Here is a 24,790-nt window from a genome sequence, read left to right as displayed (position 1 = left end):
CATGACGGCCCCCTCGCCCGTGCGCGGGTCGAAGATCACGTACACCGGGATGCCGAGCAGCGGGTAGTCCCGCATCTTGCTCACCCAGTCGTTGTCCGGGTTCGACCGGGAGACCACTTCGATCGCGGCGAGGATCGCGCGCGGATCGAACGCACCATCCCCCTCCATGTCCGCCTCGGAGATCACCATGACGTCTGGATGACGCAGCACGCCCTCGTTGAGGTTCTCCACGTCAGGTGTGCCCGTGTGGGCCGCCAGGGTGTCCGGCATCACCTTCTCCAGGCGCCGACTGACACGCATCGCCGTGAGCTCGTGGGGGCCTACCGGGCGACACCATGTCGTGAACGATTCCTTCCTTGGTGATCTCCAGCTTGCCGGGCACGCTGTCCTGTATCCGCTCGACCATGTCTCGCATCGCCTGGTACCGGCCGGTGTCGCTCCCTGCATACTCCGGGGCGATCGTCATGACGCTCGCTCCTCTCTCTCATGCCTCGGCCACGCGGCGCAGGCCAGGGACTCGTCGAGCGTGATCGTCACCTTCTTGCTTGCCACGCAAGCACCATAGCCAGGCTCCAGTCCTCAGTCCTCAGTCCTCTCGCCAGCCCAGCTTGATCAGCAGGTTCTTCGCGTCCTCCGCGACTTCCTCGTCCGCCACCACGTCATACCGCGCCGCCACGATCCGGCTGCGGGAGGTGAAGTCGCGCTGGCCGCCCGTGGCCGCGTGGCTGACGAAGCCGAAGATGGCGCCGAAGATCGCGCCGTAGACCAGGCCGCTGAGGATCAGCAGCACCACCTCGCCGGCCTCGGCGGCGAAGATCGAGACCAGCAGGCCCACCAGCAGGCCGAACCACGCGCCGGTGCCCGCGCCGGCCGCTGCCGCGCGGCCGCGGGTCATGCGGCCGAGGATGGCCTCCACCATGCGCAGGTCGGAGCCGATGATGGCGGTGCGCTGCACCGGGAACTCGTTGTCGGACAGGAAGTCGACCGCGCGCTGCGCCTTCCGGTAGTTGGGATACGACCCGACGACCGGGCGTTCGACCACCACGCCGAGCGGGTCCTGAGCCTGAGGCTCCTGCGGCCCTCGGGCCGGCCACCACTGGGTCATGGCAGGGCTCCCTTCTCCCACCTCCTCCACCAGCGTGACCCCGGCCGGCCCACCCCGCAACGCGGGCCAACGCGGGGCCGACGCGGGCACTACCCCCGGTCGGCGTCGGGCGCCGCGGGGACCTCGCCGCCGCGCCGGAAGCGGTCGGCGGCGTAGTCGCGGCCGGTGGTGATGACGGCGCGGGTGCCCGCGGCGGTGGCGGTCGCGGCGGCGCGCAGCAGACCGCCGGTCACCGCGCCGCCCGCCGCGCGGTCGGCCAGCGAGCGGCCGGGGCCGACCAGGCTCGGGAGCGCGTTGGCCCAGAAGAGCGCGATCGCCGCCAGCCAGACCACGGCGGAGAGCGCGAAACCGCCGCTCAGCAGCAGGCAGCAGGCCAGCGAGAAGACCCCGACGTCGGCGATCGTCGTCACCGCCGCCCGGCGCGCCGCCCGCCCCCGGCCCAGCCGGCCGCCGTCGCGCGCCACGACGCGCAGGCCCAGCGACGCCTTGCCCAGCGTGGTGCCGGTGAACGCCAGCGCCAGCCACTGGTAGAGGAACGTGGCCAGCACCAGGAGGGCGAAGCCCTGCTGCACGGCCCCGATCGCGTCGTTCCACACCGCGCGGCCGAAGTCCTCACCGGCGCCCTCCAGGTCGCCGCCGGAGGTGATCACCTGCCAGGCGCCCTTCTCGACCAGCCCCGGCACGTCGGTCACCATCGCGCTGATCCGGTTGAAGGTGAAGATCCCCAGCCCCACCGCCGCCGCCAGCACGAGCGAGAAGTCCACCAGCCACGCCAGCCCGCGCCGCCACGCCGCCGGGCGCCGTGCCGCCGTCGGTGCCTCTCCGCTTTGACCCCACATCACTGCCGCCTCCCGAACGCCTCTTGTCGGAAGGTGACGTGCGACGCCTCTGGAGCGGTTCCCCAGCGGTCCACCGCTATTCCGTTCGACGGCGGGCGGCGGAGGCGTGAAGTGTTCGAGGCGGCCGGGTGCGAGCTGGTCGAGATGGTGCTGGGCGACCGGGACGAGTGGGACCGCTACGCCGCCTGGCCTGATCCGGTCATCGGCCTGAGCAGCATGTTCGGGTTGTGTCACCGTTCTGTCGCGGGGTGCGAACGCCATCCGGGCGTGGAAGAAAGAAGTAACAGGAAAAGCCCTGGTCCGACAGGGGCCAGCGCGCGGGTGCGGCGCGACACGCGCCCCGAGGGCCCCTCGCGTCACTCCTACGCTGGCCCGCGTTCCAGCAGCACAACGCAACTCACCGCGACCCGAGGGGAATTACCACTCATGTCGATACGCAAGCCCCGCTGGCCGCTCGCCGCCGCTCCCGCCGTGGTGCTCGCCGTGACGCTCACCGCCTGCGGCTCCGGCTCCGACTCCGACTCGGAGGAAAAGCCGGCGGGCGACGGGGGCAACGCGGCGGATGAGGGCAGCGGAGGGTCCTCGGGGAACCAGAACCAGGACCAGGACCAGAGCGACAACGAGAACGAGAACGAGGACCAGGCGTCGGGGGGAGGCGGGTCCGTGCACGGCCCCACCGTCGAGCTGCCGCTGGGCGAGGCCAGCGGCCCGGTGCCCTACGGCGACAGCTGGGAGTTCGACGCCACGGTGGAGCGGTTCGAGCCCGGCGCGTGGGAGGACCTGGAGGGCAGCCCGGCGTACGAGGGCGAGCACGCCTTCCTCGACCCGTACTACGTCGAGATGACGCTGACCAACGAGAGCCACACCGCCTACGAGGGCGGCCACCCCTCGACGGACATCCACGTCCGGACCGACGACGGCGGCCCGTTCGAGACGGTGGAGGCCATGGACGCGGCGAACCTGCCGGAGTGGTGCGACTACGCCTCCCCCTCCGCCTCGACCACGATCGGGCCCGGCGAGACGGTGTCGGAGTGCCAGGTGGTACTGGTGGGGCACGGCGTCGGCGTTGTCTCGCTCGACTGGGCGGCCATGGTCCCCGTGAGCTGGCAGCCCAGCTGAGGGCCGACTGACGTGTGCTGACGCGGGGACAGGTTCGGCCTCACGGGGAACCGAGCCGGGCTCCAGCGCCCAGCCCTCAGCCCTCAGCGCCTAGCGCGCCGCGCGGAGCTGGAGCAGCTCCGGCGCGAGTACGCGGATGGCCGCGCCCCGCAGCTCGATCAGGCCGTCGCGGCGCAGGCGGGCGAGGGCGCGGTTGAGCGTGACGCGCGTCGTGCCGAGGTGGTCGGCCAGCGCCTGCTGGGTGCCGCCGGGCAGCGGCACGGTGGCCGTGGTGGCGGCCTGGGCCAGCAGCCACGCGGCGAGGCGGGCCTCGGCCGGGAGAGCGGCGGTGGCCGCGAAGCGGTCCTGCGCGTGGCGGGCGGCCTCCGCCAGGACGTGGATGACGTGGGCGCGGACGGCGGCCACGTCGTCGACGAGGGCGAGGAAGCGTTCGCGGGGCAGGGCGCGGACGGCGCAGGGGGTGAGCGCGGTGAGGGTCGCGGTGTGGCCGTGGCCGTCGATGACGGCGATCTTGTCGAGCGCGCAGGGCCCGGACCACTCGCCGTGGCGGAGGGTGCGGCCCGCGGGGGTCGTGGCGGTGGCGGCGACGCGGCCGTGGAGGAGCACCAGCAGGTGGGTGGCCGGGTCGCCGGCGTTGCGCAACGCCTCACCCGCGGCGTAGCGGCCCGGCGCCGAGGCCGTCCACAGGCTGTGGAGGCGTTCCTCGGGGAGGGCGGCGAGGAGCGGGACGGCCCGCCAGCGGGGGTCGGGTGTATCGGGTGATACAGACGTGCTCACGCCCCCGACCGTAGCGTCGCCCGCATGGAGACCACGCCGACCCCGCCGACCCCGCCGACCGTGCTGATCGTCGAACTCGCCTTCGCCGACCCCGCCACCCCCGAACGCCTCGCGGCCCGCCCGGCGCACCGCGAGCGGCTGACGCGCCTCCACGCCGAGGGCCGCCTGCTGGCGGCGGGCCCGTACGCCGACGACTCGGGCGCGCTGCTCGTCTTCGACGTGGCGGGGGGCCGCCCGGAGCTGGAGCGGATCATGGCCGGGGACCCGTACTACCGCACGCCGGGCGTGGAGGTCGCCGGCGTGCGGGAGTGGACGCTCCTGGTACGGCCCGCCGTGCGTCAGCGCAACGCCGGATAGCCGCCACGCCGACGAGCAGCCGCATGCGCGGCCACTCCTGGCCCATAACGCTGCGGTAACGCCCGCTCCGCGACTCCTTGACACTCACCTTCCCAGCCGACACATTTTCGCTCACATCCGAACGCCCTTCTGTCAGGACATTTGGACATGGCTGTGGCCGGCACAGGGAGGTGCACGTGGCGACCGTTGTCCCATCCACGAGCAAGGGCAGCCAGGGCCGCTCAGGCCCGCGACGGCAAGGCCGGCAGGGGCGGCAGGGAAGCAGCCGCGAGCTGGGCGTCGCCCTCGTCTTCCTCTCCCCCGCCCTGCTCGGCTTCCTCGTCTTCTACGCCTGGCCCGCCGTGCGCGGCCTCTACCTCAGCTTCACCGACTACGACCTGCTCACCGCCCCCGAGTTCACCGGCCTGGACAACTACCGCAGGCTGCTGGAGGACGACGTCTTCTGGAACTCCCTGTGGGTCACCCTCCAATACGTCGTCATCAACATCGGCGTCCAGATGGTGCTGGCGCTGCTGATCGCCGTGCTGATCCACCGCCTCACCCGCTCCACGGTGATCCGTGGCGTCATCCTCCTCCCCTACCTCGTCTCCAACGTCGTTGTCGCCCTCGCCTGGTACTGGATGGCCGACTACAACCTCGGCATCCTCAACGAGGCGCTCGGCTGGTTCGGCATCGACCCCGTCAGCTTCTTCGGAGACGAGGCGTGGGCCATCCCGACCATCGCGCTCGTCAACGTCTGGCGGCACATGGGCTACACGGCGCTGCTGATCTTCGCGGGCCTCCAGACCATCAACCGCGACGTCTACGAGGCCGCCGCCGTGGACGGCGCCAGCGAGCGGCGGATGTTCTTCCAGATCACGCTGCCGCTCCTGCGGCCCGTCCTCGCGCTCGTCCTCGTCATCTCCGTCATCGGGTCCTGGCAGATCTTCGACACCGTGGCGGTCACCACGCAGGGCGGGCCGATCGACTCGACCCGGGTGATCCAGTACTACATCTACGAGAACGCCTTCACCCGCTTCGACTTCGGCTACGCATCGGCCATCTCGGTCGTCCTGTTCCTCATCCTCGCCGGGGTCGCGCTGGCGCAGCTCAAGATGCTGCGCGCCGGCGAGTCCGACCAGGCCTGACAGCGAGAGACGGAGGGAGACACCGTCATGACATCCGTAGCCCAGCCGCCCGCCGCCCCGGCCGCCCGGCCCGCGCCCGGCCCGAAGGCCGCCGCGGGCGCGGCCCGTCAGCGGCGCGCCACCCTCAGCCCGGGGCGGCTCGCCGCCTGGGTGGCGCTCCTCCTGATCATCGTCGCCACCCTCGCGCCCTTCCTGTGGATGCTGCGCACCGCCCTGTCCAACAACAAGAACCTCTTCACCGACCCCGGCTCGCTGCTGCCGGTCGACTTCACCTGGGGCCCCTTCGAGCGCGTGCTCGGCACCGCCTCGACGGCCGAGGCGCAGGCCGAGGGCGGCTCGGGGGCGTCCCTCGAGTTCTGGCTCTACCTGCGCAACTCGCTGATCGTCTCCACCGTCATCACCGCCGGCCAGGTCTTCTTCAGCGCGATGGCGGCCTACGCCTTCGCCCGGCTGCACTGGCCGGGCCGCGACACGGTCTTCTTCGTCTTCCTCACCGCGCTGATGGTGCCGCCGGTCTTCGTGATGCTGCCGAACTTCGTGCTGGTGAAGGAGCTCGGGCTGCTCAACACCTTCCCGGGGCTGGTCGCGCCGTACGTCTTCATGACGCCGTTCGCGGTCTTCTTCCTGCGGCAGTTCTTCCTCGGCATCAGCCGGGAGGTGGAGGACGCGGCGAAGATCGACGGGGCCGGGCACTTCCGGATCTTCTTCCGGGTCATCCTGCCGATGAGCTCGGCGCCGATCGCCACGCTGTGCGTGCTGACCTTCATCAACGCATGGAACGAGTACTTCTGGCCGCAGCTCGTGGGGCAGGAGGACGGCGTGCGGGTGCTGACGGTCGCGCTGCGGGCGTTCGACTCCTCCACGCCGCAGACCGGGCCCGACTGGGCGGGGCTGATGGCGGCGAGCCTGGTGGCGGCGGTGCCGACGATGCTGATCTTCCTCGCCTTCGGGCGCCGGATCGTCAATTCCATTCAGTTCACGGGCGTCAAGTGAGGTGAGAGTGGTGAAAGGCGTGAACACCAAGCGTGTACGCGCGGGCGCGGCGTTCGCGGGGCTTGTGCTGCTGTCGGCCTGCGGCACCGCCGACGGCGGCGGAGACGGGCGCGAGGTGGTGACGTACTGGCTGTGGGACGCCAACCAGCAGCCCGGCTACGAGCAGTGCGCCGAGGACTTCGAGGCCGCTCACCCCGGCATCGACATCCAGATCTCCCAGATCGGGTGGGACGACTACTGGACCAACCTCAACCTCGCCTTCGTCGCCGAGTCCGCGCCGGACGTCTTCACCGACCACGTCGCGAAGTACCCGGACTTCGTCACGCGCGATCTGCTGCTGCCGCTGGACGATTTCGTCGAACGCGACGACGTGCCGCTGGACATCTACGAGGAGGGCCTGGCCGATCTGTGGCTGGGCGAGGACGGCCGGCGTTACGGGCTGCCCAAGGACTGGGACACCATCGCGATCTTCTACAACAAGGACATGCTCAAGGAGGCGGGCATCTCCGAGGAGCAGATGCGCGATCTCAGCTGGAACCCGGAGGACGGCGGCACGTACGAGGACGTGATCGCCCACCTGACCGTGGACCGCAAGGGCGTGCGCGGCGACGAGCCCGGCTTCGACAAGAACCACGTCGCCACCTACGGGCTGTGGCTGGACGCCAGGGACGGCGTCGCCTCCGGCTTCGGCCAGACGCAGTGGTCGATGTACACCGGCTCGACGGGCTGGACCGACACCGACACCAACCCCTGGGGCCGTCACTTCACCTACGACGACCCGCGCTTCAAGGAGACCGTCGGCTGGTGGCGGAGCCTGATCGAGAAGGGCTACATGCCCTCGCTCGCGGAGCAGGAGGGCGTCCAGTGGAGCGACCAGCTCGCGGCCGGGACCGCCGCCATGGCCACCAGCGGCAGCTGGATGATCTCCACCGCCTTCGGCTTCGAGGGCCTCGACGTCGGCCTCGCCCCGACGCCGACCGGACCGGGCGGCGAGCGGGCCAGCATGTTCAACGGGCTCGCCGACTCGGTCAACGCCGACACCGACAGCCCGGAGGAGGCGTGGGAGTGGGTGAAGTACCTCGGGTCGATGGACTGCCAGCGGGTGGTGGCGGAGAAGGGCGTGGTCTTCCCGGCGATCACGGGGGCGTGGGAGATCAAGCAGGCCAACTACGCCGAGGAGGGCATCGACGTCAGCCCCTTCACGACGCAGGTGGAGGACGGCACCACCTTCCCGTTCCCCATCGCCGAGAACCCGGCCGACATCACCGCCGAGCTGACCCGGACGATGGAGTCGGTGCTGAACGGCGCCTCGCTCGACTCCTTCGACGGCATGAACCGGCGGATCAACGCGCTGTTCGAGGAGGAGTGACCGGGGCGGATGGCGGCGGCGCACAGGGGTTCGAGCGCTACCGCCTGGGCGTGCGGACGCGATGCCGGAAGCGAGGACGCAAATTTCAGCGAACCCTTCGCACGACCGCTTCAAGGCCCGGACGCCCCGCCCGTTTCCGTCTGCAAAGCACCCAATCCGACTAATATACCATTTCCGATTCTTCATCCTTTCCGGCGCCCCGTTTGCCGGTTTTCCGCTAGGAAATTCACTGTATCGGAGGAATTTGCCGAACTAGTGGAAGGATCGGCATATGAAGTACGTCAAGCACAAACTCGCGGCCCTCCTGATGGTGTTGGCCGCGGCCGTGGGAACGGCTCTCGTTCCCGCCGGTCAGGCGCAGGGGCAGCAGGATGGGCAGTGGGCCTGCTACAGGGCCCAGGTGCTGTGTCTCTATGAAGAGACCGACGGACACGGCTTCTACGACTTCCTGTGGCCGGACGAGGACAGGCCCGTTCTCCACCCACCGGCCAAGAGCGCGCTGAACCTGAGTGAGCAGACCTTCTGCTTCTACAGCGACTACTTCTTCCAGGGCAAAACGCGGGAAGTCTCCGGGAACAACAACGAGAAGGTGCACGACTTCGGCTGGCGCGAGGGCGCCAAGTCCGTGAAGAGCGGGCGGTGCTAGACGGCGGCACGCCGTAACGGAAGGCCAGAACGCAGGGCCGCCGCGATCCGCAGGACGCGGCGGCCCTCGCCGATCTCCTAGCTGGCGCTCGCGCTCGTGCTCGCGTCCAGGAGCTTCAGCTCGGGGTGGGCCGTGCCGCCCTCGATGGCGGTGGAGGACAGATGCGAGACCACCCGGTCGTCCACCGGGTCGCCGGCCGGGTCGTCGTGGACGACGAGGTGCTCGTACGTCGTCGCCCGCTGCGCCGGGACGCGGCCCGCGCCCCGGATGAGCTGGATCAGCTCCAGGAGATTGGACCGGTGCCTGGCCCCGGCCGACGAGACGACGTTCTCCTCCAGCATCACCGAGCCGAGGTCGTCCGCGCCGTAGTGCAGTGTGAGCTGGCCGGCGTCCTTCCCGGTCGTCAGCCACGAGCCCTGGATGTGCGCCACGTTGTCCAGGTAGAGGCGGGCGACGGCGATCATCCGCAGGTACTCGAAGAGGGTGGCCTGCGTCTGGCCCCGCAGCTTGTTGTTCTGCGGCTGGTAGGTGTAGGGGATGAACGCCCGGAAGCCGCCGGTGCGGTCCTGCACCTCGCGGATCATGCGCAGGTGCTCGATGCGCTCGGCGTTGGTCTCGCCGGTGCCCATGAGCATGGTGGTGGTGGACTCCACGCCGAGCCGGTGCGCGGTCTCCATGATCTCCAGCCACCGCTCGCCGGACTCCTTCAGCGGCGCGATCGCGGTGCGCGGGCGTTCGGGCAGCAGCTCGGCGCCCGCGCCCGCGAAGGAGTCGAGACCGGCGGCCTTCAGCCGGCCGATCGCCTCCTCGGCGGTGACGCCCGAGATCCGCGCCATGTGCTCCACCTCGGAGGCGCCGAGGGAGTGGATGACGAGCTGCGGGAACTCCCGCTTGATGGCGGCGAAGTGGCGTTCGTAGTACTCGACGCCGAAGTCGGGGTGGTGCCCGCCCTGGAACATGATCTGGGTGCCGCCCAGCTCGACCGTCTCCGCGCAGCGGCGCAGGATGTCGTCGAGTGAGCGCACCCACACGTCCTCGCTCTTGGGCGCGGCGTAGAAGGCGCAGAACTTGCAGGCCGTGACGCAGGAGTTGGTGTAGTTGATGTTCCGCTCGATGATGTAGGTCGCGATGTGCTCGGTGCCCGCGTAACGCCGGCGGCGCGCGGCGTCGGCGGCCTGCCCGAGGGCGTGCAGCGGGGCGGAACGGTACAGCTCCAGGGCCTCGTCGGCGGAGATCCTGCCCCCGGCGGCGGCGCGGTCGAGCACGGTCTGCATGAAACGTACCTCCCGGACGGGACCTGGAACGACCCGACCAGCGTACGCGGCGGCTCTCACTGCCGGTCGAGCACGCCCCGGTTGCGGCCGTCGGGGCTGTCCGTGGAGAAGTGGATGGCGTCCTCGCCCCTCGGCTCGATGGTGTAGCGGAACTCGCCCTGCGAGCAGGCGAACTCGCTGGAGCGGTCGGGGTCGACCTCGGCGTCGAAGACGATCCGCTCCTCGCCGACCTCGCTGAGCGTCAGCCGGTCCACGCAGGTGGAGAGGCCGACGATGTCCGTGGCGGTGGCGGCGCCGATCTCCTCGCCGACTCGGCCGGGCTCCAACGCGATCACCATCGTGCCCCCGGGGACGCCGGGGTCGATGGTGATGTCGCCCTTCCACTCGCCCACGTACTGCTCGGGCAGGGCGTCCGCCTCTGCCGGCGTCGGCGTCGGCGACTGCGACGGGCTGTTCCCGCCACCCGCGCGGGGCCCCTCGTCCTCGCTGTCGCCGTCGCCGTCGCCGTCGCCGTCGAGGACGAGAAACCCCCCGACTGCGGCGGCTACCACGACGACGCCCACCACCGCACCGACGACCGCCCGCCGCCGTCGGCCGCCGCCGGCCGGGGCGTCGGCCGCCGTCGAGTCCGCCGAGCCCGGCGCGCTGGGTTCGCGGCTCACGGGCCCGGCAGGCCCGGGGCCGAGATGCCCACCGTCACGGCCGCCACCCCACGCAACCGACCCCGCAGGGACCGGCCACGCCCCGCCCTGCGCACCGGGCCCCGAATCCCCGCCTGCCGCGCCTGCCGGTGCCGCACCCGCGGGGCCACCCACCCACGCGGGGCCCGGTGACGTGGGCTCCCGGCCCACCGATCCCGCAGCGGCCGGGCGACCCTGGCCGCCGCCACTCGGCGAATCAGCAGCCGGACCGGGCTCCCCGCCACCCGGGTGCGGGCCTCGCGGCCCCGCACCCGGCGTTGCCGGCGACGCAGAGCCGGGCAGGCCGCTCCCCGGCGAAGCCGGGCCCTGCGGGCCCGCGGAGATGGCCGGACCGGCCGGCCTCGGCCTTCCAGGCCCCGCGGGCGCCGCGGCCGGGCCGGCGGGACCCGGCCACGAACCGTCCGGCTCCGCCCGCCCCGTATCCACCCCCGGCGCAGCCGCGGGCGCCTCCGCCCCGTCCAGCGGCTGCGCCTCCACGTTCAGGAGTTCCACCGCCCGGCGGCTGACCGTCTCGACGACCGCTGGGGGGAGCCAGCCGGGGCGGATCAGGGTCGCGGCGCCGCCGGGGCCCGCGCAGGTGTGGGCGATGGCGGCGGGGGTGGGGCGGCGGGCGGGGTCCTTCTCCAGGCAGGCGGCTATCAGCGGGCGCAGCCCGCCCGGCACGCCGTCCAGCTCCGGCTCCTCGTGCACCACCCGGTACAGCAGCTGGGCCGCGCTGTCCCCGGGGAAGGGCGCGCGCCCGCTCGCGGCGTACGCCAGCACCGCGCCGCAGGCGAAGACGTCCCCGGCCGGGCCGACCTCCCCTCCGCCCCCCATGATCTGCTCGGGCGCCATGTAGCCGGGCGACCCGACGGCGACGCCCGTCGCGGTCAGCACCGCCGAGGCGTCGCCCGCCCGCGCGACGCCGAAGTCGATCAGGCGAGGGCCGTCGAGCGCCAGCAGCACGTTCGACGGCTTCACGTCCCGGTGGACGAGCCCGCGCGCGTGGACGGCGGCGAGCGCCTCGGCCAGGCCGGCGGCCAGCGCCCGCACGCCCTGCTCGGGCAGCGGGCCGTGGTCGGCGACCGCCTGCTGCAGGTCGGGGCCCGCCACGTACCCCGTGGCGACCCAGGGCAGTTCCGCCTCGGGGTCGGCGTCCAGCACCGGAGCCGTCCACGCGCCGCCGACCAGCCGCGCCGCGGCCACCTCGCGGGCGAAGCGGGCACGGAAGCGCTCGTCCGCAGCGAACTGCTTGTGCACGACCTTGACGGCGACCGTGCGGCCGCCCGCGCTGCGCCCCAGGTACACCCGGCCCATGCCGCCGCGCCCCAGGCGGCCCAGAAGCCGGTAGGCGCCTATCGCTGGCGGGTCGTCCGGGGTCAACGGCTCCATGGAAGAGCAGCCTACGGGCGGGGCGTTGCCGGGGGCAGCAGTTCGACCGCCGCCGGCACGGGGCCGCCGACGCGGCGGGCGAACTCCTCCACGCCCGCGAGCTGGCGCGGCCCGAGCCGGTAGTCGAGCGTCGTGAAGTACCGTTCCAGCGCCTCCGCGTCGAACGCCTCCCAGCGGGCGGCCTGCTCGGCGACCTTGCCGACCTCCGTCAGCGACAGGTCGCGGGAGGCGAGGAAGGCCCGGTGCACCTGGTGCACGGTCTCCGGCTCGCGGCGCAGGTAGTCGCGGCGTACGCCCCACACGGCGAAGACGAACGGCAGCCCGGTCCACTCCTTCCACATCGTCCCCAGGTCGTGGACGGCCAGGCCCAGGCGGGGCGCGTCGTGGAGGGAGGCGCGCAGCGCGGCGTCGCCGATGAGGACGGCGGCGTCGGCCTCCTGCATCATCACGCCGAGGTCGGTCGGGCACGTGTAGTAGTCGGGCGTGACGCCGTAGCGCTCGGCGAGGAGGAGGCGCGCGAGCCGGACGGAGGTGCGGGAGGTGGAGCCGAGGGCGACGCGGGCGCCGTCGAGGCGTTCCAGCGGGACCTGGGAGACGATCACGCAGGACATGACGGGGCCGTCGCAGCCCACCGCGATGTCGGGCAGGGCCACGAGCCGGTCGGCGTGGCGCAGGTACTCGACCAGGGGGATCGGACCGATGTCCAGGTCCCCGGCGACCAGGCGTTCGCCCAGCTTCTCGGGGGTGTCCTTGGTGAGCTCCAGGTCGAGCAGGGTGCCGGTGCGGGCCAGGCCCCAGTACAGCGGGAGGCAGTTGAGGAACTGGATGTGCCCGACACGGGGGCGGCTTGGGTGGTTAGGGCTCACCTCTGGGAGGGTACGCCTGTGATCGTGCGAGCCAGCGGGCAGGGACGGGTCCGGACGGGGACCCAGGGGTCGGAGGAGTGTGACCTCCGTCCTTCCTGTTCGTGGATGCAGCGTGCTAGGCTCGTGAGGAGTTGCAGTTTGGTTTCCCTTGCAGTACGAGCCTGCGGAGCATGTGACCGCAGGCTTTCGTCGTTTTCAGGCTTCATGCAGGATTCTTCGATTCATGCAGGTTCTGGAGCAGGGCGACCCCTTTCAGCCCAGGGAGGGCTTTAATGGCTACCGGAACCGTTAAGTGGTTCAACGCCGAAAAGGGCTTTGGCTTCATCGCCCAGGACGGCGGCGGCCCTGATGTATTCGTCCACTATTCCGCCATCAACGCCACCGGCTTCCGCTCTCTTGAGGAGAGCCAGGCGGTGACGTTCGACGTCACGCAGGGTCCGAAGGGCCCGCAGGCGGAGAACGTCAACATCGTCTGAGCCACGGTCTGACCGTCGAGACGCAGGGCCCCACCCCTCCGGGGGTGGGGCCCTGTCCTCTGCCTATTCGCCCGTGCTGCCGTCGATCGACTCCCTGAGGAGGTCGGCGTGGCCGTTGTGCCGGGCGTATTCCTCGATCATGTGGACCAGGATCCACCGCAGGCTGGGCGCCCGGCCGTCGGCCCAGGCGCGGCGGGCGGGCTGGTCCAGGCCGCCGCCGTCGGCCAGGGCCTTGTCGAGCAGGGTGCGGGAGCGGTCCACGGCGTCCTGCCAGAGCGCGTGGAGCTGCTCGGGGGTGTCGTCGGCGGCCGAGTGCCACTCCCAGTCCGGGTCGGCCTTCCAGTCGACGCCCTCCCAGGCGGGGTCCGGGTCCCGCCCGTGCAGCATCCGGGAGAACCAGTGGTCCTCGACCCAGGCCAGGTGCTTGAGCATCCCGCCGAGGGTCATCGACGAGGCGGCGGTCGTCGCCCTCAGGCCGGCGGCGTCCAGCCCCCGGCACTTCCACTCAAGCGTGGCGCGCAGGAACTCCAGGAAGCCGGTCAGGGTGGCGGCCTCGTCGGCCGCGACGGGCGGCTCCGGGCGGCCGTGCTCGTCTATGTCGGGTGTGTCCGTCATGGGCGGGCAGTCTAGGCGCTGATCGGGCGGCGGGCGGCGGTGACGGAGAGCATCAGGGAGTACAGGCCGGTCGTCGCCGCGATGAACATGCGGTTGTTCTTCGGGCCACCGAAGGTGATGTTGGCGACGGTCTCGGGGACGCGGATCCTGCCCAGCCGCGTGCCGTCGGGGTCGTAGCAGTGAACGCCGCCGGCGAGGGCGCCGGCCCAGAGGCGGCCGGCGTCGTCGAAGCGGATGTTGTCGAAGCCGGCGCCGGGTGTGGCGTCGCGGCACTCGGCGAAGATCTCGCCCTCGGAGAGCGTGCGGCCGTCGTCGCGGACGTCGAAGACGCGGACGTGGCCGGCGCGGCTGTCGGAGACGAACAGCCGGCGTTCGTCGGGCGAGAAGACGAGGCCGTTGGGGCCGTCGAAGCCGTCGGCGACGAGGGTGACGCGGGCGGTGACGGGGTCGACGCGGTAGACGTTGAGGGCGCCGATCTCGCTGTCGGCGCGGTGGCCCTCGTAGTCGCTGAGGATGCCGAAGTCGGGGTCGGAGAACCAGATGGAGCCGTCGGAGCGCACGGCCACGTCGTTCGGGCTGTTGAGGCGCTTGCCCTCGTAGCGGTCGGCGATGACGGTGATCGAGCCGTCGTGCTCGGTGCGCGTGACGCGGCGGTTGCCCTGTTCGGCGGTGACGAGGCGGCCGTGGGTGTCGAGGGTGTTGCCGTTGGGGTGGCCGGCCGGAGAGCGGAAGACGCCGACGGCGCCGGTGGTCTCCTCCCAGCGCAGCAGGCGGTCGCCCGGGATGTCGCTCCACAGCAGGTAGCGCCCGGCCGGGACGTAGAGGGGGCCCTCGGCCCAGCGGCTGCCGGCGTGCAGCCGCTCCAGGGTGCGGTCGCCCTTGTCGCAGTTGCCGGTGGCGAAGCGTTCGTCGTCGATCACGTAGAGGGATTCGGACGTCATCAGGCGGTCTCCGTCACGTCAGGGCGAAGGCGGCGGCAAGGCGGGCGGCGAGGGCCTCGGGGCTGGTGTGGCCGTCGACGTCGATGACGGAGAGGGATTCCTCGCGCGCCTGGCGGCGTACCTCGGCGTCCCACAGCTCGTCGCGGGCGAGGCGGCGGCGCAGCATCTCGGCGGGGTCGGCGTCGCCCCAGTTGGCGCGGGCGCGGCCGGGGTCGGCATAGCGGCGAGTGAGGGCCTCGCGGCGGAAGTCGGGCGTGGGCAGCAGGAAGACGGCGTACTCGGGCCTGGGCAGCAGGGGCGCGACGTGGCGCGGCAGGGTGCGGAAGTCGTCGACGAGCACGGGCCGGTGGGCGGGAAGGGTCAGCAGGTCCTCCACGACGAGGGGGAACGTCTCGCCGTGCAGGCTCGGCATCTCGGCGTAGAACTCCTCGACGGGGCGGGCGAGCCACTTCTCGGCCGGGTTCATGCGGGCGAGGGCGTGGAGGCGGGGCTGGCGTTCGGGCGTGGCGCGGTCGATGTACGCCGCCTCGCCGCGGTCGCCGTCGTAGACCCTGACGTCGTGGTGGCGGGCGAGCAGGGCGACGACGGTGCTCTTGCCCGCGCCGGTGCCGCCGCCGATCCACCGGACGTGGTCCAGCGCCGGTCTAGTGTCCATGCCTGGGGTCATACAGCCTTTCTACCTCCGCCGCGTAGTCGCGCAGCACCGCGGCGCGGCGCAGCTTCAGCGAGGGGGTGAGGTGGCCGGACTCGATGGTGAAGTCGCGGGTGAGGACGCGGAAGCGGCGGACCGACTCGGGGGTCGAGACGAGGCTGTTGGCGTCGTCGACGGCGCGCTGGATGTGGCGCAGCAGCTCGGGGTCGTCGCGCAGCCGGTCGATGGGGTCGCGGCGGCCGGTGATCTGGCGCCAGTGGGCGAGGCCGTCGGCGTCGAGGGTGATGAGGGCGGTCAGGTAGGGGCGGTCCTCGCCGATGACCAGACACTGGCTGATCAGGGGGTGGGCCCGCATGCAGTCCTCCAGCGGCGCGGGCGCGATGTTCTTGCCGGCGGAGGTGACGATGAGGTCCTTCTTGCGGCCGGTGATGAGGAGGTAGCCGTCGTCGTCGAGGGAGCCGAGGTCGCCGGTGGGCAGCCAGCCGTCGTCGTCGAGGGCGGGGACGACCTGGGCGTGGGCGGCGTCCCAGTAGCCGGCGAAGACCTGGGCGCCGCGCACGAGGACCTCGCCGTCGGGGGCGATGCGGATCGCGGTGCCGGGCAGGGGCCAGCCGACGGTGCCCATGCGCTGGGCGTTGGGCGGGGTGAGCGTGGCGGCGGCGGTGGTCTCGGTGAGGCCGTAGCCCTCGTAGACGTTGATGCCGGCGCCCTCGTAGAACGCCGCGAGGCGCCGGCCCAGCGGCGAGCCGCCGCAGATGACCTGCTTGATGTGGCCGCCGAGGGCGGCCCGCACGCGACGGTAGACGAGGGCGTCGTACAGGGCGCGGGCGGTCCGCAGCGCCACGCCGGGGCCGGGGCCCTGGCCGTGCTGCCGGGCCTCGGCGGCGGCGCCGTAGCGCTGGGCGATCTTGGCGGCGCGGTCGAAGGAGGCGGCGCGGCCCATGTTCTCGGCGGTGGCGCGGCCGGTGTTGTAGACCTTCTCCAGCAGGTAGGGGATGGCGAAGAGGAAGGTCGGCTTGAAGCCGGCGAGGTCGGCCAGCAGGTGCTCGGTGCGGATGCTGGGTGCGTGGCCGAGGCGGACGCGGGCGCGGACGCAGCCGATGGCGACGATGCGGCCCAGCACGTGGGCGAGGGGGAGGAAGAGGAGGGTGGCGGCGGGCTCGTCGGTGATCTCGCGGAAGATCGGGTAGAGCAGCTCGATGGCGTTGTCGACCTCGGCGAGGAGGTTGCCGTGGGTGATGACGCAGCCCTTGGGGGTGCCGGTGGTGCCGGAGGTGTAGATGAGGGTGGCGGCGTGCCAGGGGGCGAGGAGCGCGCGGCGTTCGGTGACGGCGGAGTCGGGGATGTCGCGGCCGACGGCGGCGATGTGGGCGATGGTGGTCTGGTCGGCACCGGCGATGGCGGTGAGCTGCCACAGGTGGCGCAGCTCGGGCAGCTCGTGGCGGAGGGTGGTGAGGGTGCGGGCCTCGTCGATTTGTTCCACGGCGCAGGCGCGGATGCCGGCGTCGCGCAGGATCCAGGCGACCTGGTGGGCGGAGGAGGTGGGGTAGATGGGGACGGTGATCAGGCCGGCGGCCCAGGCGGCGAAGTCGAGGAGGGTCCACTCGTAGCGGGTGCGGGACATGATGGCCAGGCGGTCGCCGGGGCGCAGGCCGTGGGCGATGAGGCCCTTGGCGACGGCCATCACCTCGTCGGCGAACTCGGCGCAGGTGATGTCGCGCCAGGTTCCGTCGGGCTGCTTGCGGCTGATGACGGTCTCGTCGGGCGCCTGGCGGGCGTTGAGGAAGGGGATGTCGGCCAGGCTGCCCTGCTCGGCGGGGGGCACGAGCGGGGGCACGGCCGCCTCGACGACCATGCCGTACTCCCTGCGGAGCTGGGGGCGGACGACGGGTGGGGGCGTGAAGGGGGCGTGGGTGTCGGTGGTGACGACCTGGGTGCGCGCCATGGGCCCTCCCGGAACGGCTCTGACCCGGAACGGCGGATGCCGGGGAACGCGACGGGACTGAAGTGAGAATTGCATTCTGCACGTTGAAAGGCTTTCAGCCACCCGCGTCATCAGCACCTTCACGGGACCGTCACGAGCCGTGACGCTTGGGGCTGGAATCGACCCCTGATGCTCGCCTTTCGATCTGCTTCACCAAACGGGCACAGGAGCAGCCTTGAATCATTTCAACGCACGGGTCAGGGTGCTCTCAGCGCTTCGAGCCGCGTCCCCCCGCGAAGCGCGGTGCCCTCGCCGTCGAACCGCCGCTTCCGGCGGGGCGCCGCAGTGACTCGTCGCGGCTCCAGCGCTGGAGGGCTCCGCCCTCCCTCGCCGGGACGTGGCCGACGCGCCCCCGCCCGGGCGTGCGTCGCAACGCCCCCGGACAGGGCAACGCACCTAGCGCTTGCGCGCCACCGTCACGCCGTCGCGCAGCGGCAGTATCACGGACTCCACCCGCTCGTCGCGCGCGATCGTGTCGTTGATCTCCCGGATCGCCCGGTCCGCCGGGTCCTGCGCCGCCGGATCGACGACGCGCCCCGCGCGCAGCACGTTGTCCAGCACGATCACGCCGCCGGGCCGCAGCCGCGTGACCAGCTCCTCGTAGTACAGCGGGTAGCCTTCCTTGTCGGCGTCGATGAACGCGAAGTCGATCGTCTCCTCCGCGGGCAGCGCCCGCAGTGTCTCGGCCGCCGGGGCGAGCCGCAGCTCGATGCGGCCGGCGAGGCCGGCGCGCTCCCAGTACCGCCGCGCGATGGCCGTCCACTCCTCGTTGACGTCGCACGCCAGCAGCCGCCCGTCCTTCGGGAGGGCGCGGGCGACGCAGATCGCGGAGTATCCCGTGAAGGTGCCGACCTCCACGGCCTGGCGGGCGCCGACCAGCCGCGCCAGCAGCGTGAGGAACGCGCCCTCGTCCTGCGTGATCTGCATGCCGGTGAATTGCGGCAGCGTGCGGCGCGTCTCCTCCGCGAGGTCCCGCAGCACCTCGTCGGCGGGCGGCGTGGCGTGGGCGAGCAGGTACTCCGTCAGGGCCGGGTGGGTGATCTCCATGCCCGCGACCCTACGCCGTCGGACTGACCGCGCCGCCGCAGCCACCGCGCCGCGAGGACGCCGCCGGCCAGCCCGAAGAGATGCCCCTGCCAGGAGACGTCGTCCGGGGCGGTCAGGGGCAGCGCGCCCCACAGGATCGAGCCGTAGCACAGCAGCACGACGACGCCGACCGTGATGTCCAGCGCGTTCCGCTCCACGAAGCCGCGCGTCAGCAGGTAGCCGAAGAGGCCGAAGACGACGCCCGAGGCCCCGGCGGTCAGCGAGTCGGGGGACGCCGTCAGCCACACGCCGAGACCCGAGGCGGTGATGATCACCGCGCAGACGGCGAGGAAGCGCCCGATGCCGCGCAGCGCCGCCAGGAAGCCGAAGATCAGCAGCGGCACGGCGTTCGCCGCGAGATGGTCGCCGCCGAAGTGCAGGAACGCCGCCGGGTAGACGTCCAGCAGCGAGGAGGTCTCCCGCGGCTGGATGCCGTACGCGCAGACCAGCGGCGGGTCGGGGTCGCCGCGCCAGCAGCGCGGGGCGTTCCCGTCCATGGCGGCCAGGACCCACATCACCGCGAGCCACGCCAGCATCAGCGCCCCCGCCGCCAGGGCGCGCTGCCCGCGCGTCAGGCCGTCAGTCATACCTTTTGATCTGCCCGGGATGGACCGATTCAACGCCCCGGGCGCGGCGCGCGCCGCGCGCCGCGGCGCCTCACGAGCCCGGCTGCATGGGACCGGGCAGCACGTCCCGCCCCGGCTCGGTGTCCCGCTCCTCGGCCTCCTGCTCCAGGTACAGCAGGGACAGCGTCAGGTCCTCCGGCCGCAGCACCTCGCCCGCGGGCGGCGACAGGGAGAGCGCCGAGCCGCCCGTCAGCGTCACCGACAGCGGCAGCGACGGCAGCTCGCCCCCGCCCCCGCCCCCGCCCCCGTCTCCGTCTCCGCCCCCGTCTCCGTCCCCGTCCCCGCCCTCCGTCGCGGGCCCGAACTGGGCCAGGTCGAGCGTGACGCCGCTGAGCACGCCGTTGCGGAGCGCCAGCTCGGCGGTCACCGGCTCCGACGCCGCCTCGCCCGCCGGCTCGGCGATCACCGGCGGCACCCCGAACCGCTCGGCCTGTCCGGTGAAGAGCGTCAGCAGCGGCCCCAGCGCCTGCCACGCCTCGCCCGCCGGCATCCGCAGCTCGACGATCTCCGCGCCCCGCGCCCCGCCCGCGCGCCGGTAGGTGGCGCCCTCGGCGGCGTTCTCCCCGCTCAGCGCCGCCCGCAGCCCGTCGATGAACGCCCGCTCCGCCTCGGGCGTCAGCAGCGGCCCGGCGTCGGTCAGCGCGCCCGCCACGTCCTCCGCCACGCCGGGCTCGACGACGGCCGTCTCCCCGGTGCTCAGCGCCTCGGCGTAGGCGCCGTACAGGAACGGGTCGACCGGCACCCATTCCCCCGCCAGCGCCTCGCGCGGCACGTACAGCGAGCCCGGCAGCCGCGTGGCGTCGCGCGCGAAGCGCTCGGCCTCGGAGACCTCCGCCTCGTCCCGGTGGAGCACGTCCTCGGCGATCGCCACCGGGTTCACGCGGGCGTAGGTGGCGCCGTCGATGTTCTTCAGGCCCAGCGCGTCGTTGCCGCCGAAGGAGACGGTCATCGCGGTGTAGAGCGGGTCGGCCTCGCCCAGCTCGCGCATGACGGCGTTCTCGGTCGGCGATCCGGCCGTGACGGTCAGCTCCAGGTCCGTCAGCCGCCGCGCGTCGTTGGCCGTGGGCTGGGTGCCGCTGGCGGCGCCGGCGAGCCGCAGGTACTCGTACGCCTGCTCGGTGGGTGCGGCCAGCGACGCCTCCGCCGTGACGCCCTCCCAGGCCAGCAGCTCGTCGACGGCGTCCTCCACCTCGCCCGCCAGCTTCCCGGCCTCCTCCCCGCCGCCTCCCTCGGCGGCCCGCCCCTCCGCCTGGCAGGCCACCGCCCCGGCGGCGAGGACGACGCAGGCCAGGCAGGCGCCGAACGCGGCGCGGCGGCGGTACTCGCTCATGCTGGTGTCGCTACCTCTCGACTGTCGGCTGGCTGGCAGGTTGGTCGGCTCTGCGTCAAGTGTCCATGTCGCGCCCCGCCCGCCGGCCGCCGGGGCGCGGTCTGTGGCACAGGCGTCACACAGCAGTAAGCGGCCCGTTAGCCTCGGGTTATGCCAGCAAGCCAGCCCGGAGACCGGCGCGAGCCCTGGATCGTCGGCGTATCCGGCGCGTCGGGGACGCCGTACGCCGCCGCCGTGCTGCGCGCGCTCCTGGCCGTCGGCCAGGCCGTGGACCTCGTCATCAGCCGCGCCGCCCGGCTCACGCTGCTGGACGAGACCGGCATATCCTTCCGCGACGCCCACTGGCGCGAGGACCTGCGCGCCTGGCTGGCGCGCGGCGCCGACGGCAAGCCGGACACCTTCCCCACCCCGCCCGAGTCGCTGGCGCGGGTGCGGCACTGGGCGCCGCGCGACCTGACGGCCGGCCCGTCCTCCGGCTCCTACCCGGCCCGCGGCATGCTGATCGTGCCCGCCTCCACCGACGCCGTCGCGGGGGTGGCGCTCGGCCTCTCCAAGGACCTGCTGCAACGCGCCGCCGCCGTCACGCTGAAGGAACGCCGCCCGCTGGTGGTCGTCGTCCGCGAAACGCCGCTGACCGGCCCGACCCTGCGCCACCTGGTCGCGCTCGACGAGGCGGGCGCGACCGTGCTGCCCGCCGCGCCCGCGTTCTATGCCGGGGCCACCCACATCCAGGACCTGGTGGACTTCGTCGCGGGCCGCGCGCTGGACGCCGCGGGCGCCGCACCCGGGCACGGGCTGTACCGGCGCTGGTCGGGAGAGCTGGGCTCCGCCCGCCGCCGAGGCCACCCATCGTAGGTGGCGCGGGGCGTATGCCTTAGATTCGTCTGTGCAATCTGCCAGGGGACGAGGAAGGCTCTGCGTGATGGACGCGGTGGACAGGCAGCTCATCCAGGCGCTGCGCGAGAACGGCCGGGCCTCCTATGCCGAGCTCGGCCGCCTCGTGGGCCTCTCGGGCCCCAGCGTCACCGACCGCATCAACAGACTCGAGGCCGCCGGCGTCATCACCGGCTACCGCGCCACGGTGGACGCCCGTTCCCTGGGCCTGGGCGTCACCGCGCTGATCGGCATCCAGCTCTCCGACGCCGTCGACCACCAGGAGGTCGCCTCCCGGCTGAGCGAGCTGCACGAGATCGAGGACTGCTGGTTCATCGCGGGCGAGGACTCGTACATGCTGAAGGTCCGCGCCGAGGACGTGGACGCCCTGGAGCGCACCATCCGCCGCCTGTCGGGCACCAAGGGCGTCTCGCGCACCCGTACCACGATCGTGCTCTCCACCAAGTGGGAGAACCGGGTCGGTGAGCTGCCCGGCGGCGCGGCGGCGTAGGCTCGATGCGGTCCTTGGGGTCCTTGGTGGAGGAGGCGCGCGGATGGACGCGGGGTTGAAGCGGGAGCTTGAGGAGAAGGTCAGGTCCGGGGAGCGGCTCAGCCGCGAGGACGGGATCGCGCTGTACGAGTCCGACGACCTGGCGTGGCTCGGCGGCCTGGCGCACGAGGTCCGCACGAAGCTGAACGGCGACGTCGTCTACTTCAACGTCAACCGTCACCTCAACATGACGAACGTCTGCACCGCCTCCTGCGCTTACTGCTCCTTCCAGCGCAAGCCGGGCGAAAAGGACGCCTACACGATGCGCATCGAGGAGGCGGTCCGGCTGGCCCGCGCCATGGAGGGCGACGGCCTGACGGAGCTGCACATCGTCAACGGCCTGCACCCGACGCTGCCCTGGCGCTACTACCCGCGCTCGCTGCGGGCCCTGAAGGAGGAGCTGGGCGACGGCGTCTCGCTCAAGGCGTTCACCGCGACGGAGATCCACCATTTCGAGTCGATCTCCGGGCTGCCCGCCTCCGAGATCCTCGACGAGCTGATCGACGCGGGCCTGGAGTCGCTGACGGGCGGCGGCGCGGAGATCTTCGACTGGGAGATCCGGCAGCAGATCGTCGACCACCGCACCCACTGGGAGGACTGGTCGCGCATCCACCGGCTCGCGCACGCGAAGGGCCTGAAGACGCCGTGCACCATGCTGTACGGACACATCGAGGAGCCGCGCCACCGCGTGGACCACGTGCTGCGGCTGCGCGAGCTCCAGGACGAGACCGGCGGCTTCCAGGTCTTCATCCCGCTGCGCTACCAGCACGACTTCGCGGACGTGAAGAAGGACGGCAAGGTGCGCAACACGCTCCAGGCGCGCACGCGGATGGCGACGGGCGCGGAGGCGCTGAAGACCTTCGCGGTCTCGCGGCTGCTGTTCGACAACGTGCCGCATGTGAAGGTCTTCTGGGTGATGCACGGCGTGCAGACCGCGCAGCTGGCGTTGCAGCACGGGGCCGACGACATGGACGGCTCGGTCGTCGAGTACAAGATCACGCACGACGCGGACAACTTCGGCACGCCGGACAAGCTGACCCGGGACGACCTGCTGGAGCTGATCCGCGACGCGGGGTTCCGTCCGGTGGAGCGGAACACGCGGTACGAGGTGGTGCGCGAGTACGACGGCCCGGACCCGGGGCGGCGCGAGTCTCCGCAGCCGATGCGGCTGTGAGGCGGACGCGATGACCACCACGACGCGCACGCCCAGCACCGGGCGCCGCCTGCGTTACATCCTCGACCCGCCGGTCACCCAGCAGCTCCGGGAGAGCCTCGAGGTGCTGTGGGCGGAGGTGACCAACGCCGGCGGGGCGGTCGGCTTCCTGCCGCCCGTCACGGTCGAGGACGTGCGGGGGGACCTGCGCCGCCACCTGGTCGGCGTGTCCGAGGGCACCACCCGCCCGCTGGTCGGCTTCAGCGAGAGCGGCCGGCTGGCGGCGACGGCGTTCTTCGTCCTCAACGAGCACCGGCTGATGCGGCACTGGGTGTGGCTGAAGACGGTGATGGTGCACCCGGACTGGCAGGGTCAGGGCACGGGCCGCGAGCTGATGGCGGCGGCGGCCTCGGCGGCGCGCGGCATGGAGGGCGTCGCCGGGATACGCCTCACCTGCCGGGGCGGCCTGGGGCTCGAGCGCTTCTACGCCTCCTGCGGCTACCGGGAGATCGGCCGGGCGCCCGGCGCGATACGGGTGGGCGAGGACGACTTCCGCGACGACGTCACGATGTGGCTGCCCCTGGCACCCCCGGCCTAGGCCGCCCCTGGACCGGGGCTGTCGGAGCCCTGTGCTTCACTGGGCTCATGTCCGCAATGCCCGCCACACGGCACGCGGCCCTGCGGTACACCGCGCTGCGGCTGGCCGTCTTCGCCGCCTGCTTCGTCGTGATCGCCGTGCTCGCTTACGTCGGTGTGCTGCCCGAGGGTGTCGGCGCCTCCAACCCGCTGTGGATCACGCTGCTGTCGATCGTCGTCTCGGCCCCCATCAGCTTCGTGCTGCTGCGCCGCCAGCGGGACGCGATGTCCGAGCAGATAACCGGCAGCGTCGAGCGCGCCCGCGAGCGCCTCAACGCCAACCGCACGATGGAGGACACGGACGACGATGCGGCGCGCGCGTAGCGCTTGCGGCGCCCGGGGTCGTCGCGGCCCGGGAGGGCATCCTCGAGCGCCGTCGTCGACGACGACCACGACCTGTCTCCCGCGGGCGGCCAGGTCTGGGTAGCGTGGGCGTATGCCCGAACTGCCCGAGGTCGAGGCGTTGCGATCGTTTCTGACCGATCACCTGGTCGGCCGGACCGTCACGCGCGCGATGCCGGTCGCCTTCCACGTCCTCAAGACCTACGACCCGCCGCTGTCGGCCGTGGAGGGGCGGGCGGTGAGCGGCGTGGCCCGGCACGGGAAGTTCCTCGACATCGCCACCGCCGAGGACGGCGAGGAGGGCCCGCACCTGGTGATCCACCTCGCGAGGGCCGGGTGGCTGCGCTGGCACGACGCGCTGCCGAAGGCGCCGCCGCGGCCCGGCGGCAAGGGGCCGCTGGCGCTGCGCGTCGCCCTCGACGACGACGCGGGCGGCGGCTTCGACCTCACCGAGCAGGGCACGCAGAAGCGCCTGGCGGTCTACGTCGTGCGGAGGCCCGAGGAGGTGCCGGGCATAGCGCGGCTCGGCCCGGACCCGCTCGACCCGGCGTTCACGCCGGAGGCGTTCGCCGCGCTGCTCGCCGGCGAGCGGCGCCAGATCAAGGGCGTGCTGCGCGACCAGAGCGTGCTGGCCGGCGTCGGCAACGCCTACTCCGACGAGATCCTGCACGCGGCCCGCATGTCGCCGTATCGGCTGGCGGCGCGCCTGACGCACGAGGAGGCGGCCGGGCTGTACGCGGCGATGACGGCGACGCTGCGCGAGGCGGTGGAGCGGTCGCGAGGGCTGGCCGCCGGGCGGCTGAAGGCGGAGAAGAAGAGCGGGCTGCGGGTCCACGGCCGCACCGGGCAGCCGTGCCCGGTGTGCGGGGACACCATCCGGGAGGTGTCGTTCGCCGACTCCTCCCTCCAGTACTGCCCCGCCTGCCAGACCGGCGGCAAGCCGCTCGCCGACCGCCGCATGTCGCGGCTGCTGAAGTGAGCG

26 protein-coding genes and 1 pseudogene are annotated in these 24,790 nt (G+C 72.5%); 13 read left to right on the top strand and 14 right to left on the bottom strand.

Annotation, left to right across the window (positions count from 1 at the left end; genetic code table 11):
- From ACTWQH_RS05645 to ACTWQH_RS05635, 3 genes and pseudogenes are all read right to left on the bottom strand, one after another.
- A pseudogene (locus tag ACTWQH_RS05645) lies at positions 1–466 on the bottom strand (Uma2 family endonuclease); the annotation flags it as partial.
- 120 nt (positions 467–586) lie between these two features.
- Positions 587–1,105, bottom strand: coding sequence for a general stress protein (locus ACTWQH_RS05640; RefSeq protein WP_443285211.1), 519 nt, complete (start codon positions 1,103–1,105; stop codon positions 587–589).
- 89 nt (positions 1,106–1,194) lie between these two features.
- Complete coding sequence (locus ACTWQH_RS05635) at positions 1,195–1,944, bottom strand: RDD family protein (RefSeq protein WP_443285210.1); 750 nt, start codon at positions 1,942–1,944, stop codon at positions 1,195–1,197.
- Positions 1,945–2,370: 426 nt separating this feature from the next.
- Here ACTWQH_RS05635 and ACTWQH_RS05630 point away from each other — a divergent pair, with 426 nt between their 5' ends.
- Entirely contained in the window at positions 2,371–3,063 is a 693-nt protein-coding gene (locus ACTWQH_RS05630; RefSeq protein WP_443285209.1) for a hypothetical protein, read from the top strand.
- Positions 3,064–3,153: 90 nt separating this feature from the next.
- Here ACTWQH_RS05630 and ACTWQH_RS05625 read toward each other — a convergent pair whose 3' ends face one another.
- The gene (locus ACTWQH_RS05625; RefSeq protein WP_443285208.1) at positions 3,154–3,840 is read right to left on the bottom strand and encodes a Crp/Fnr family transcriptional regulator; all 687 of its coding nucleotides are present in this window, start codon (positions 3,838–3,840) and stop codon (positions 3,154–3,156) included.
- 60 nt (positions 3,841–3,900) lie between these two features.
- Between ACTWQH_RS05625 and ACTWQH_RS05620 the strand changes: the two genes are divergently transcribed.
- From ACTWQH_RS05620 to ACTWQH_RS05600, 5 genes are all read left to right on the top strand, one after another.
- Positions 3,901–4,197: a YciI family protein gene (locus ACTWQH_RS05620; protein ID WP_443285327.1), complete on the top strand. Its 297-nt coding sequence runs from the start codon at positions 3,901–3,903 to the stop codon at positions 4,195–4,197.
- A 176-nt stretch (positions 4,198–4,373) separates the two neighbouring features.
- Positions 4,374–5,324, top strand: a complete 951-nt coding sequence (locus ACTWQH_RS05615) for a carbohydrate ABC transporter permease (RefSeq protein WP_443285207.1) — start codon at positions 4,374–4,376, stop codon at positions 5,322–5,324.
- Between the two features lie 27 nt (positions 5,325–5,351).
- Positions 5,352–6,317 (top strand): carbohydrate ABC transporter permease, encoded by a 966-nt coding sequence (locus ACTWQH_RS05610; protein WP_443285206.1) that lies wholly within the window; start codon positions 5,352–5,354, stop codon positions 6,315–6,317.
- A gap of 19 nt (positions 6,318–6,336) precedes the next feature.
- Complete coding sequence (locus ACTWQH_RS05605; RefSeq protein ID WP_443285205.1) at positions 6,337–7,686, top strand: ABC transporter substrate-binding protein; 1,350 nt, start codon at positions 6,337–6,339, stop codon at positions 7,684–7,686.
- 271 nt (positions 7,687–7,957) lie between these two features.
- Entirely contained in the window at positions 7,958–8,332 is a 375-nt protein-coding gene (locus ACTWQH_RS05600) for a hypothetical protein (RefSeq protein ID WP_443285204.1), read from the top strand.
- Positions 8,333–8,409: 77 nt separating this feature from the next.
- Here ACTWQH_RS05600 and mqnC read toward each other — a convergent pair whose 3' ends face one another.
- Genes mqnC through ACTWQH_RS05585 form a run of 3 tightly spaced genes read right to left on the bottom strand, consistent with a single transcriptional unit; the run spans position 8,410 to position 12,544 of the window.
- Positions 8,410–9,606 (bottom strand): cyclic dehypoxanthinyl futalosine synthase, encoded by a 1,197-nt coding sequence (gene mqnC, locus ACTWQH_RS05595; RefSeq protein ID WP_443285203.1) that lies wholly within the window; start codon positions 9,604–9,606, stop codon positions 8,410–8,412.
- Between the two features lie 56 nt (positions 9,607–9,662).
- Complete coding sequence (locus tag ACTWQH_RS05590) at positions 9,663–11,678, bottom strand: serine/threonine-protein kinase (protein ID WP_443285202.1); 2,016 nt, start codon at positions 11,676–11,678, stop codon at positions 9,663–9,665.
- Positions 11,679–11,689: 11 nt separating this feature from the next.
- Positions 11,690–12,544: a menaquinone biosynthetic enzyme MqnA/MqnD family protein gene (locus ACTWQH_RS05585; RefSeq protein WP_443285201.1), complete on the bottom strand. Its 855-nt coding sequence runs from the start codon at positions 12,542–12,544 to the stop codon at positions 11,690–11,692.
- A 272-nt stretch (positions 12,545–12,816) separates the two neighbouring features.
- On the opposite strand from ACTWQH_RS05585, the gene ACTWQH_RS05580 reads away from it, so the two are divergent.
- Positions 12,817–13,020, top strand: a complete 204-nt coding sequence (locus ACTWQH_RS05580) for a cold-shock protein (RefSeq protein WP_311632077.1) — start codon at positions 12,817–12,819, stop codon at positions 13,018–13,020.
- A 63-nt stretch (positions 13,021–13,083) separates the two neighbouring features.
- Here the strand turns inward: ACTWQH_RS05580 and ACTWQH_RS05575 are convergent, their stop codons facing one another.
- From ACTWQH_RS05575 to ACTWQH_RS05545, 7 genes are all read right to left on the bottom strand, one after another.
- Positions 13,084–13,635, bottom strand: a complete 552-nt coding sequence (locus ACTWQH_RS05575; protein ID WP_443285200.1) for a DinB family protein — start codon at positions 13,633–13,635, stop codon at positions 13,084–13,086.
- 11 nt (positions 13,636–13,646) lie between these two features.
- A complete protein-coding gene (locus ACTWQH_RS05570; RefSeq protein WP_443285199.1) occupies positions 13,647–14,576 on the bottom strand; it encodes an SMP-30/gluconolactonase/LRE family protein in 930 nt (309 codons plus the stop codon).
- Positions 14,577–14,589: 13 nt separating this feature from the next.
- Positions 14,590–15,231 (bottom strand): hypothetical protein, encoded by a 642-nt coding sequence (locus ACTWQH_RS05565; RefSeq protein WP_443285198.1) that lies wholly within the window; start codon positions 15,229–15,231, stop codon positions 14,590–14,592.
- Positions 15,221–17,173, bottom strand: coding sequence for an AMP-dependent synthetase/ligase (locus ACTWQH_RS05560; RefSeq protein WP_443285197.1), 1,953 nt, complete (start codon positions 17,171–17,173; stop codon positions 15,221–15,223). Before ACTWQH_RS05560 ends, ACTWQH_RS05565 begins: the two co-directional genes overlap by 11 nt.
- A gap of 435 nt (positions 17,174–17,608) precedes the next feature.
- On the bottom strand, positions 17,609–18,259 hold the full coding sequence (locus tag ACTWQH_RS05555) for an O-methyltransferase (RefSeq protein ID WP_443285196.1): 651 nt from the start codon (positions 18,257–18,259) through the stop codon (positions 17,609–17,611).
- Complete coding sequence (locus ACTWQH_RS05550) at positions 18,235–18,885, bottom strand: rhomboid family intramembrane serine protease (RefSeq protein ID WP_443285195.1); 651 nt, start codon at positions 18,883–18,885, stop codon at positions 18,235–18,237. Before ACTWQH_RS05550 ends, ACTWQH_RS05555 begins: the two co-directional genes overlap by 25 nt.
- 70 nt (positions 18,886–18,955) lie before the next feature.
- Positions 18,956–20,254 (bottom strand): hypothetical protein, encoded by a 1,299-nt coding sequence (locus tag ACTWQH_RS05545; protein ID WP_443285194.1) that lies wholly within the window; start codon positions 20,252–20,254, stop codon positions 18,956–18,958.
- A 150-nt stretch (positions 20,255–20,404) separates the two neighbouring features.
- On the opposite strand from ACTWQH_RS05545, the gene ACTWQH_RS05540 reads away from it, so the two are divergent.
- The 6 genes from ACTWQH_RS05540 (at position 20,405) to ACTWQH_RS05515 (ending at position 24,787) form a co-directional block, all read left to right on the top strand.
- Entirely contained in the window at positions 20,405–21,109 is a 705-nt protein-coding gene (locus ACTWQH_RS05540; RefSeq protein WP_443285193.1) for a UbiX family flavin prenyltransferase, read from the top strand.
- Positions 21,110–21,176: 67 nt separating this feature from the next.
- Entirely contained in the window at positions 21,177–21,638 is a 462-nt protein-coding gene (locus ACTWQH_RS05535; protein WP_443285192.1) for an Lrp/AsnC family transcriptional regulator, read from the top strand.
- Positions 21,639–21,681: 43 nt separating this feature from the next.
- The gene (gene mqnE, locus ACTWQH_RS05530) at positions 21,682–22,851 is read left to right on the top strand and encodes an aminofutalosine synthase MqnE (RefSeq protein WP_443285191.1); all 1,170 of its coding nucleotides are present in this window, start codon (positions 21,682–21,684) and stop codon (positions 22,849–22,851) included.
- A gap of 10 nt (positions 22,852–22,861) precedes the next feature.
- Entirely contained in the window at positions 22,862–23,428 is a 567-nt protein-coding gene (locus tag ACTWQH_RS05525) for a GNAT family N-acetyltransferase (RefSeq protein ID WP_443285190.1), read from the top strand.
- A gap of 47 nt (positions 23,429–23,475) precedes the next feature.
- Positions 23,476–23,790 carry a DUF4229 domain-containing protein gene (locus ACTWQH_RS05520; protein ID WP_443285189.1) on the top strand — a complete coding sequence of 105 codons (315 nt, stop codon included), beginning with the start codon at positions 23,476–23,478 and terminating at the stop codon, positions 23,788–23,790.
- A gap of 112 nt (positions 23,791–23,902) precedes the next feature.
- Entirely contained in the window at positions 23,903–24,787 is an 885-nt protein-coding gene (locus tag ACTWQH_RS05515) for an Fpg/Nei family DNA glycosylase (protein ID WP_443285188.1), read from the top strand.
- Positions 24,788–24,790 lie beyond the last annotated feature (3 nt).

This window comes from Streptomyces sp. 6N223 (genome assembly GCF_052246635.1).
Lineage (GTDB): Bacteria > Actinomycetota > Actinomycetes > Streptomycetales > Streptomycetaceae > Streptomyces.
The sequence above is the reverse complement of the archived record's forward strand: the minus strand, read 5'-3'. Positions and strand labels throughout refer to the sequence as shown.

Coding starts and splice junctions, on each gene's coding strand:
- ACTWQH_RS05640 (WP_443285211.1), bottom strand. CDS start 1,105: ATGACCCAGTGGTGGCCGGCCCGAGGGCCGCAGGAGCCTCAGGCTCAG.
- ACTWQH_RS05635 (WP_443285210.1), bottom strand. CDS start 1,944: ATGTGGGGTCAAAGCGGAGAGGCACCGACGGCGGCACGGCGCCCGGCG.
- ACTWQH_RS05630 (WP_443285209.1), top strand. CDS start 2,371: ATGTCGATACGCAAGCCCCGCTGGCCGCTCGCCGCCGCTCCCGCCGTG.
- ACTWQH_RS05610 (WP_443285206.1), top strand. CDS start 5,352: ATGACATCCGTAGCCCAGCCGCCCGCCGCCCCGGCCGCCCGGCCCGCG.
- ACTWQH_RS05600 (WP_443285204.1), top strand. CDS start 7,958: ATGAAGTACGTCAAGCACAAACTCGCGGCCCTCCTGATGGTGTTGGCC.
- mqnC (WP_443285203.1), bottom strand. CDS start 9,606: ATGCAGACCGTGCTCGACCGCGCCGCCGCCGGGGGCAGGATCTCCGCC.
- ACTWQH_RS05590 (WP_443285202.1), bottom strand. CDS start 11,678: ATGGAGCCGTTGACCCCGGACGACCCGCCAGCGATAGGCGCCTACCGG.
- ACTWQH_RS05580 (WP_311632077.1), top strand. CDS start 12,817: ATGGCTACCGGAACCGTTAAGTGGTTCAACGCCGAAAAGGGCTTTGGC.
- ACTWQH_RS05575 (WP_443285200.1), bottom strand. CDS start 13,635: ATGACGGACACACCCGACATAGACGAGCACGGCCGCCCGGAGCCGCCC.
- ACTWQH_RS05570 (WP_443285199.1), bottom strand. CDS start 14,576: ATGACGTCCGAATCCCTCTACGTGATCGACGACGAACGCTTCGCCACC.
- ACTWQH_RS05565 (WP_443285198.1), bottom strand. CDS start 15,231: ATGGACACTAGACCGGCGCTGGACCACGTCCGGTGGATCGGCGGCGGC.
- ACTWQH_RS05560 (WP_443285197.1), bottom strand. CDS start 17,173: ATGGCGCGCACCCAGGTCGTCACCACCGACACCCACGCCCCCTTCACG.
- ACTWQH_RS05555 (WP_443285196.1), bottom strand. CDS start 18,259: ATGGAGATCACCCACCCGGCCCTGACGGAGTACCTGCTCGCCCACGCC.
- ACTWQH_RS05550 (WP_443285195.1), bottom strand. CDS start 18,885: ATGACTGACGGCCTGACGCGCGGGCAGCGCGCCCTGGCGGCGGGGGCG.
- ACTWQH_RS05545 (WP_443285194.1), bottom strand. CDS start 20,254: ATGAGCGAGTACCGCCGCCGCGCCGCGTTCGGCGCCTGCCTGGCCTGC.
- ACTWQH_RS05540 (WP_443285193.1), top strand. CDS start 20,405: ATGCCAGCAAGCCAGCCCGGAGACCGGCGCGAGCCCTGGATCGTCGGC.
- ACTWQH_RS05535 (WP_443285192.1), top strand. CDS start 21,177: ATGGACGCGGTGGACAGGCAGCTCATCCAGGCGCTGCGCGAGAACGGC.
- mqnE (WP_443285191.1), top strand. CDS start 21,682: ATGGACGCGGGGTTGAAGCGGGAGCTTGAGGAGAAGGTCAGGTCCGGG.
- ACTWQH_RS05525 (WP_443285190.1), top strand. CDS start 22,862: ATGACCACCACGACGCGCACGCCCAGCACCGGGCGCCGCCTGCGTTAC.
- ACTWQH_RS05520 (WP_443285189.1), top strand. CDS start 23,476: ATGTCCGCAATGCCCGCCACACGGCACGCGGCCCTGCGGTACACCGCG.
- ACTWQH_RS05515 (WP_443285188.1), top strand. CDS start 23,903: ATGCCCGAACTGCCCGAGGTCGAGGCGTTGCGATCGTTTCTGACCGAT.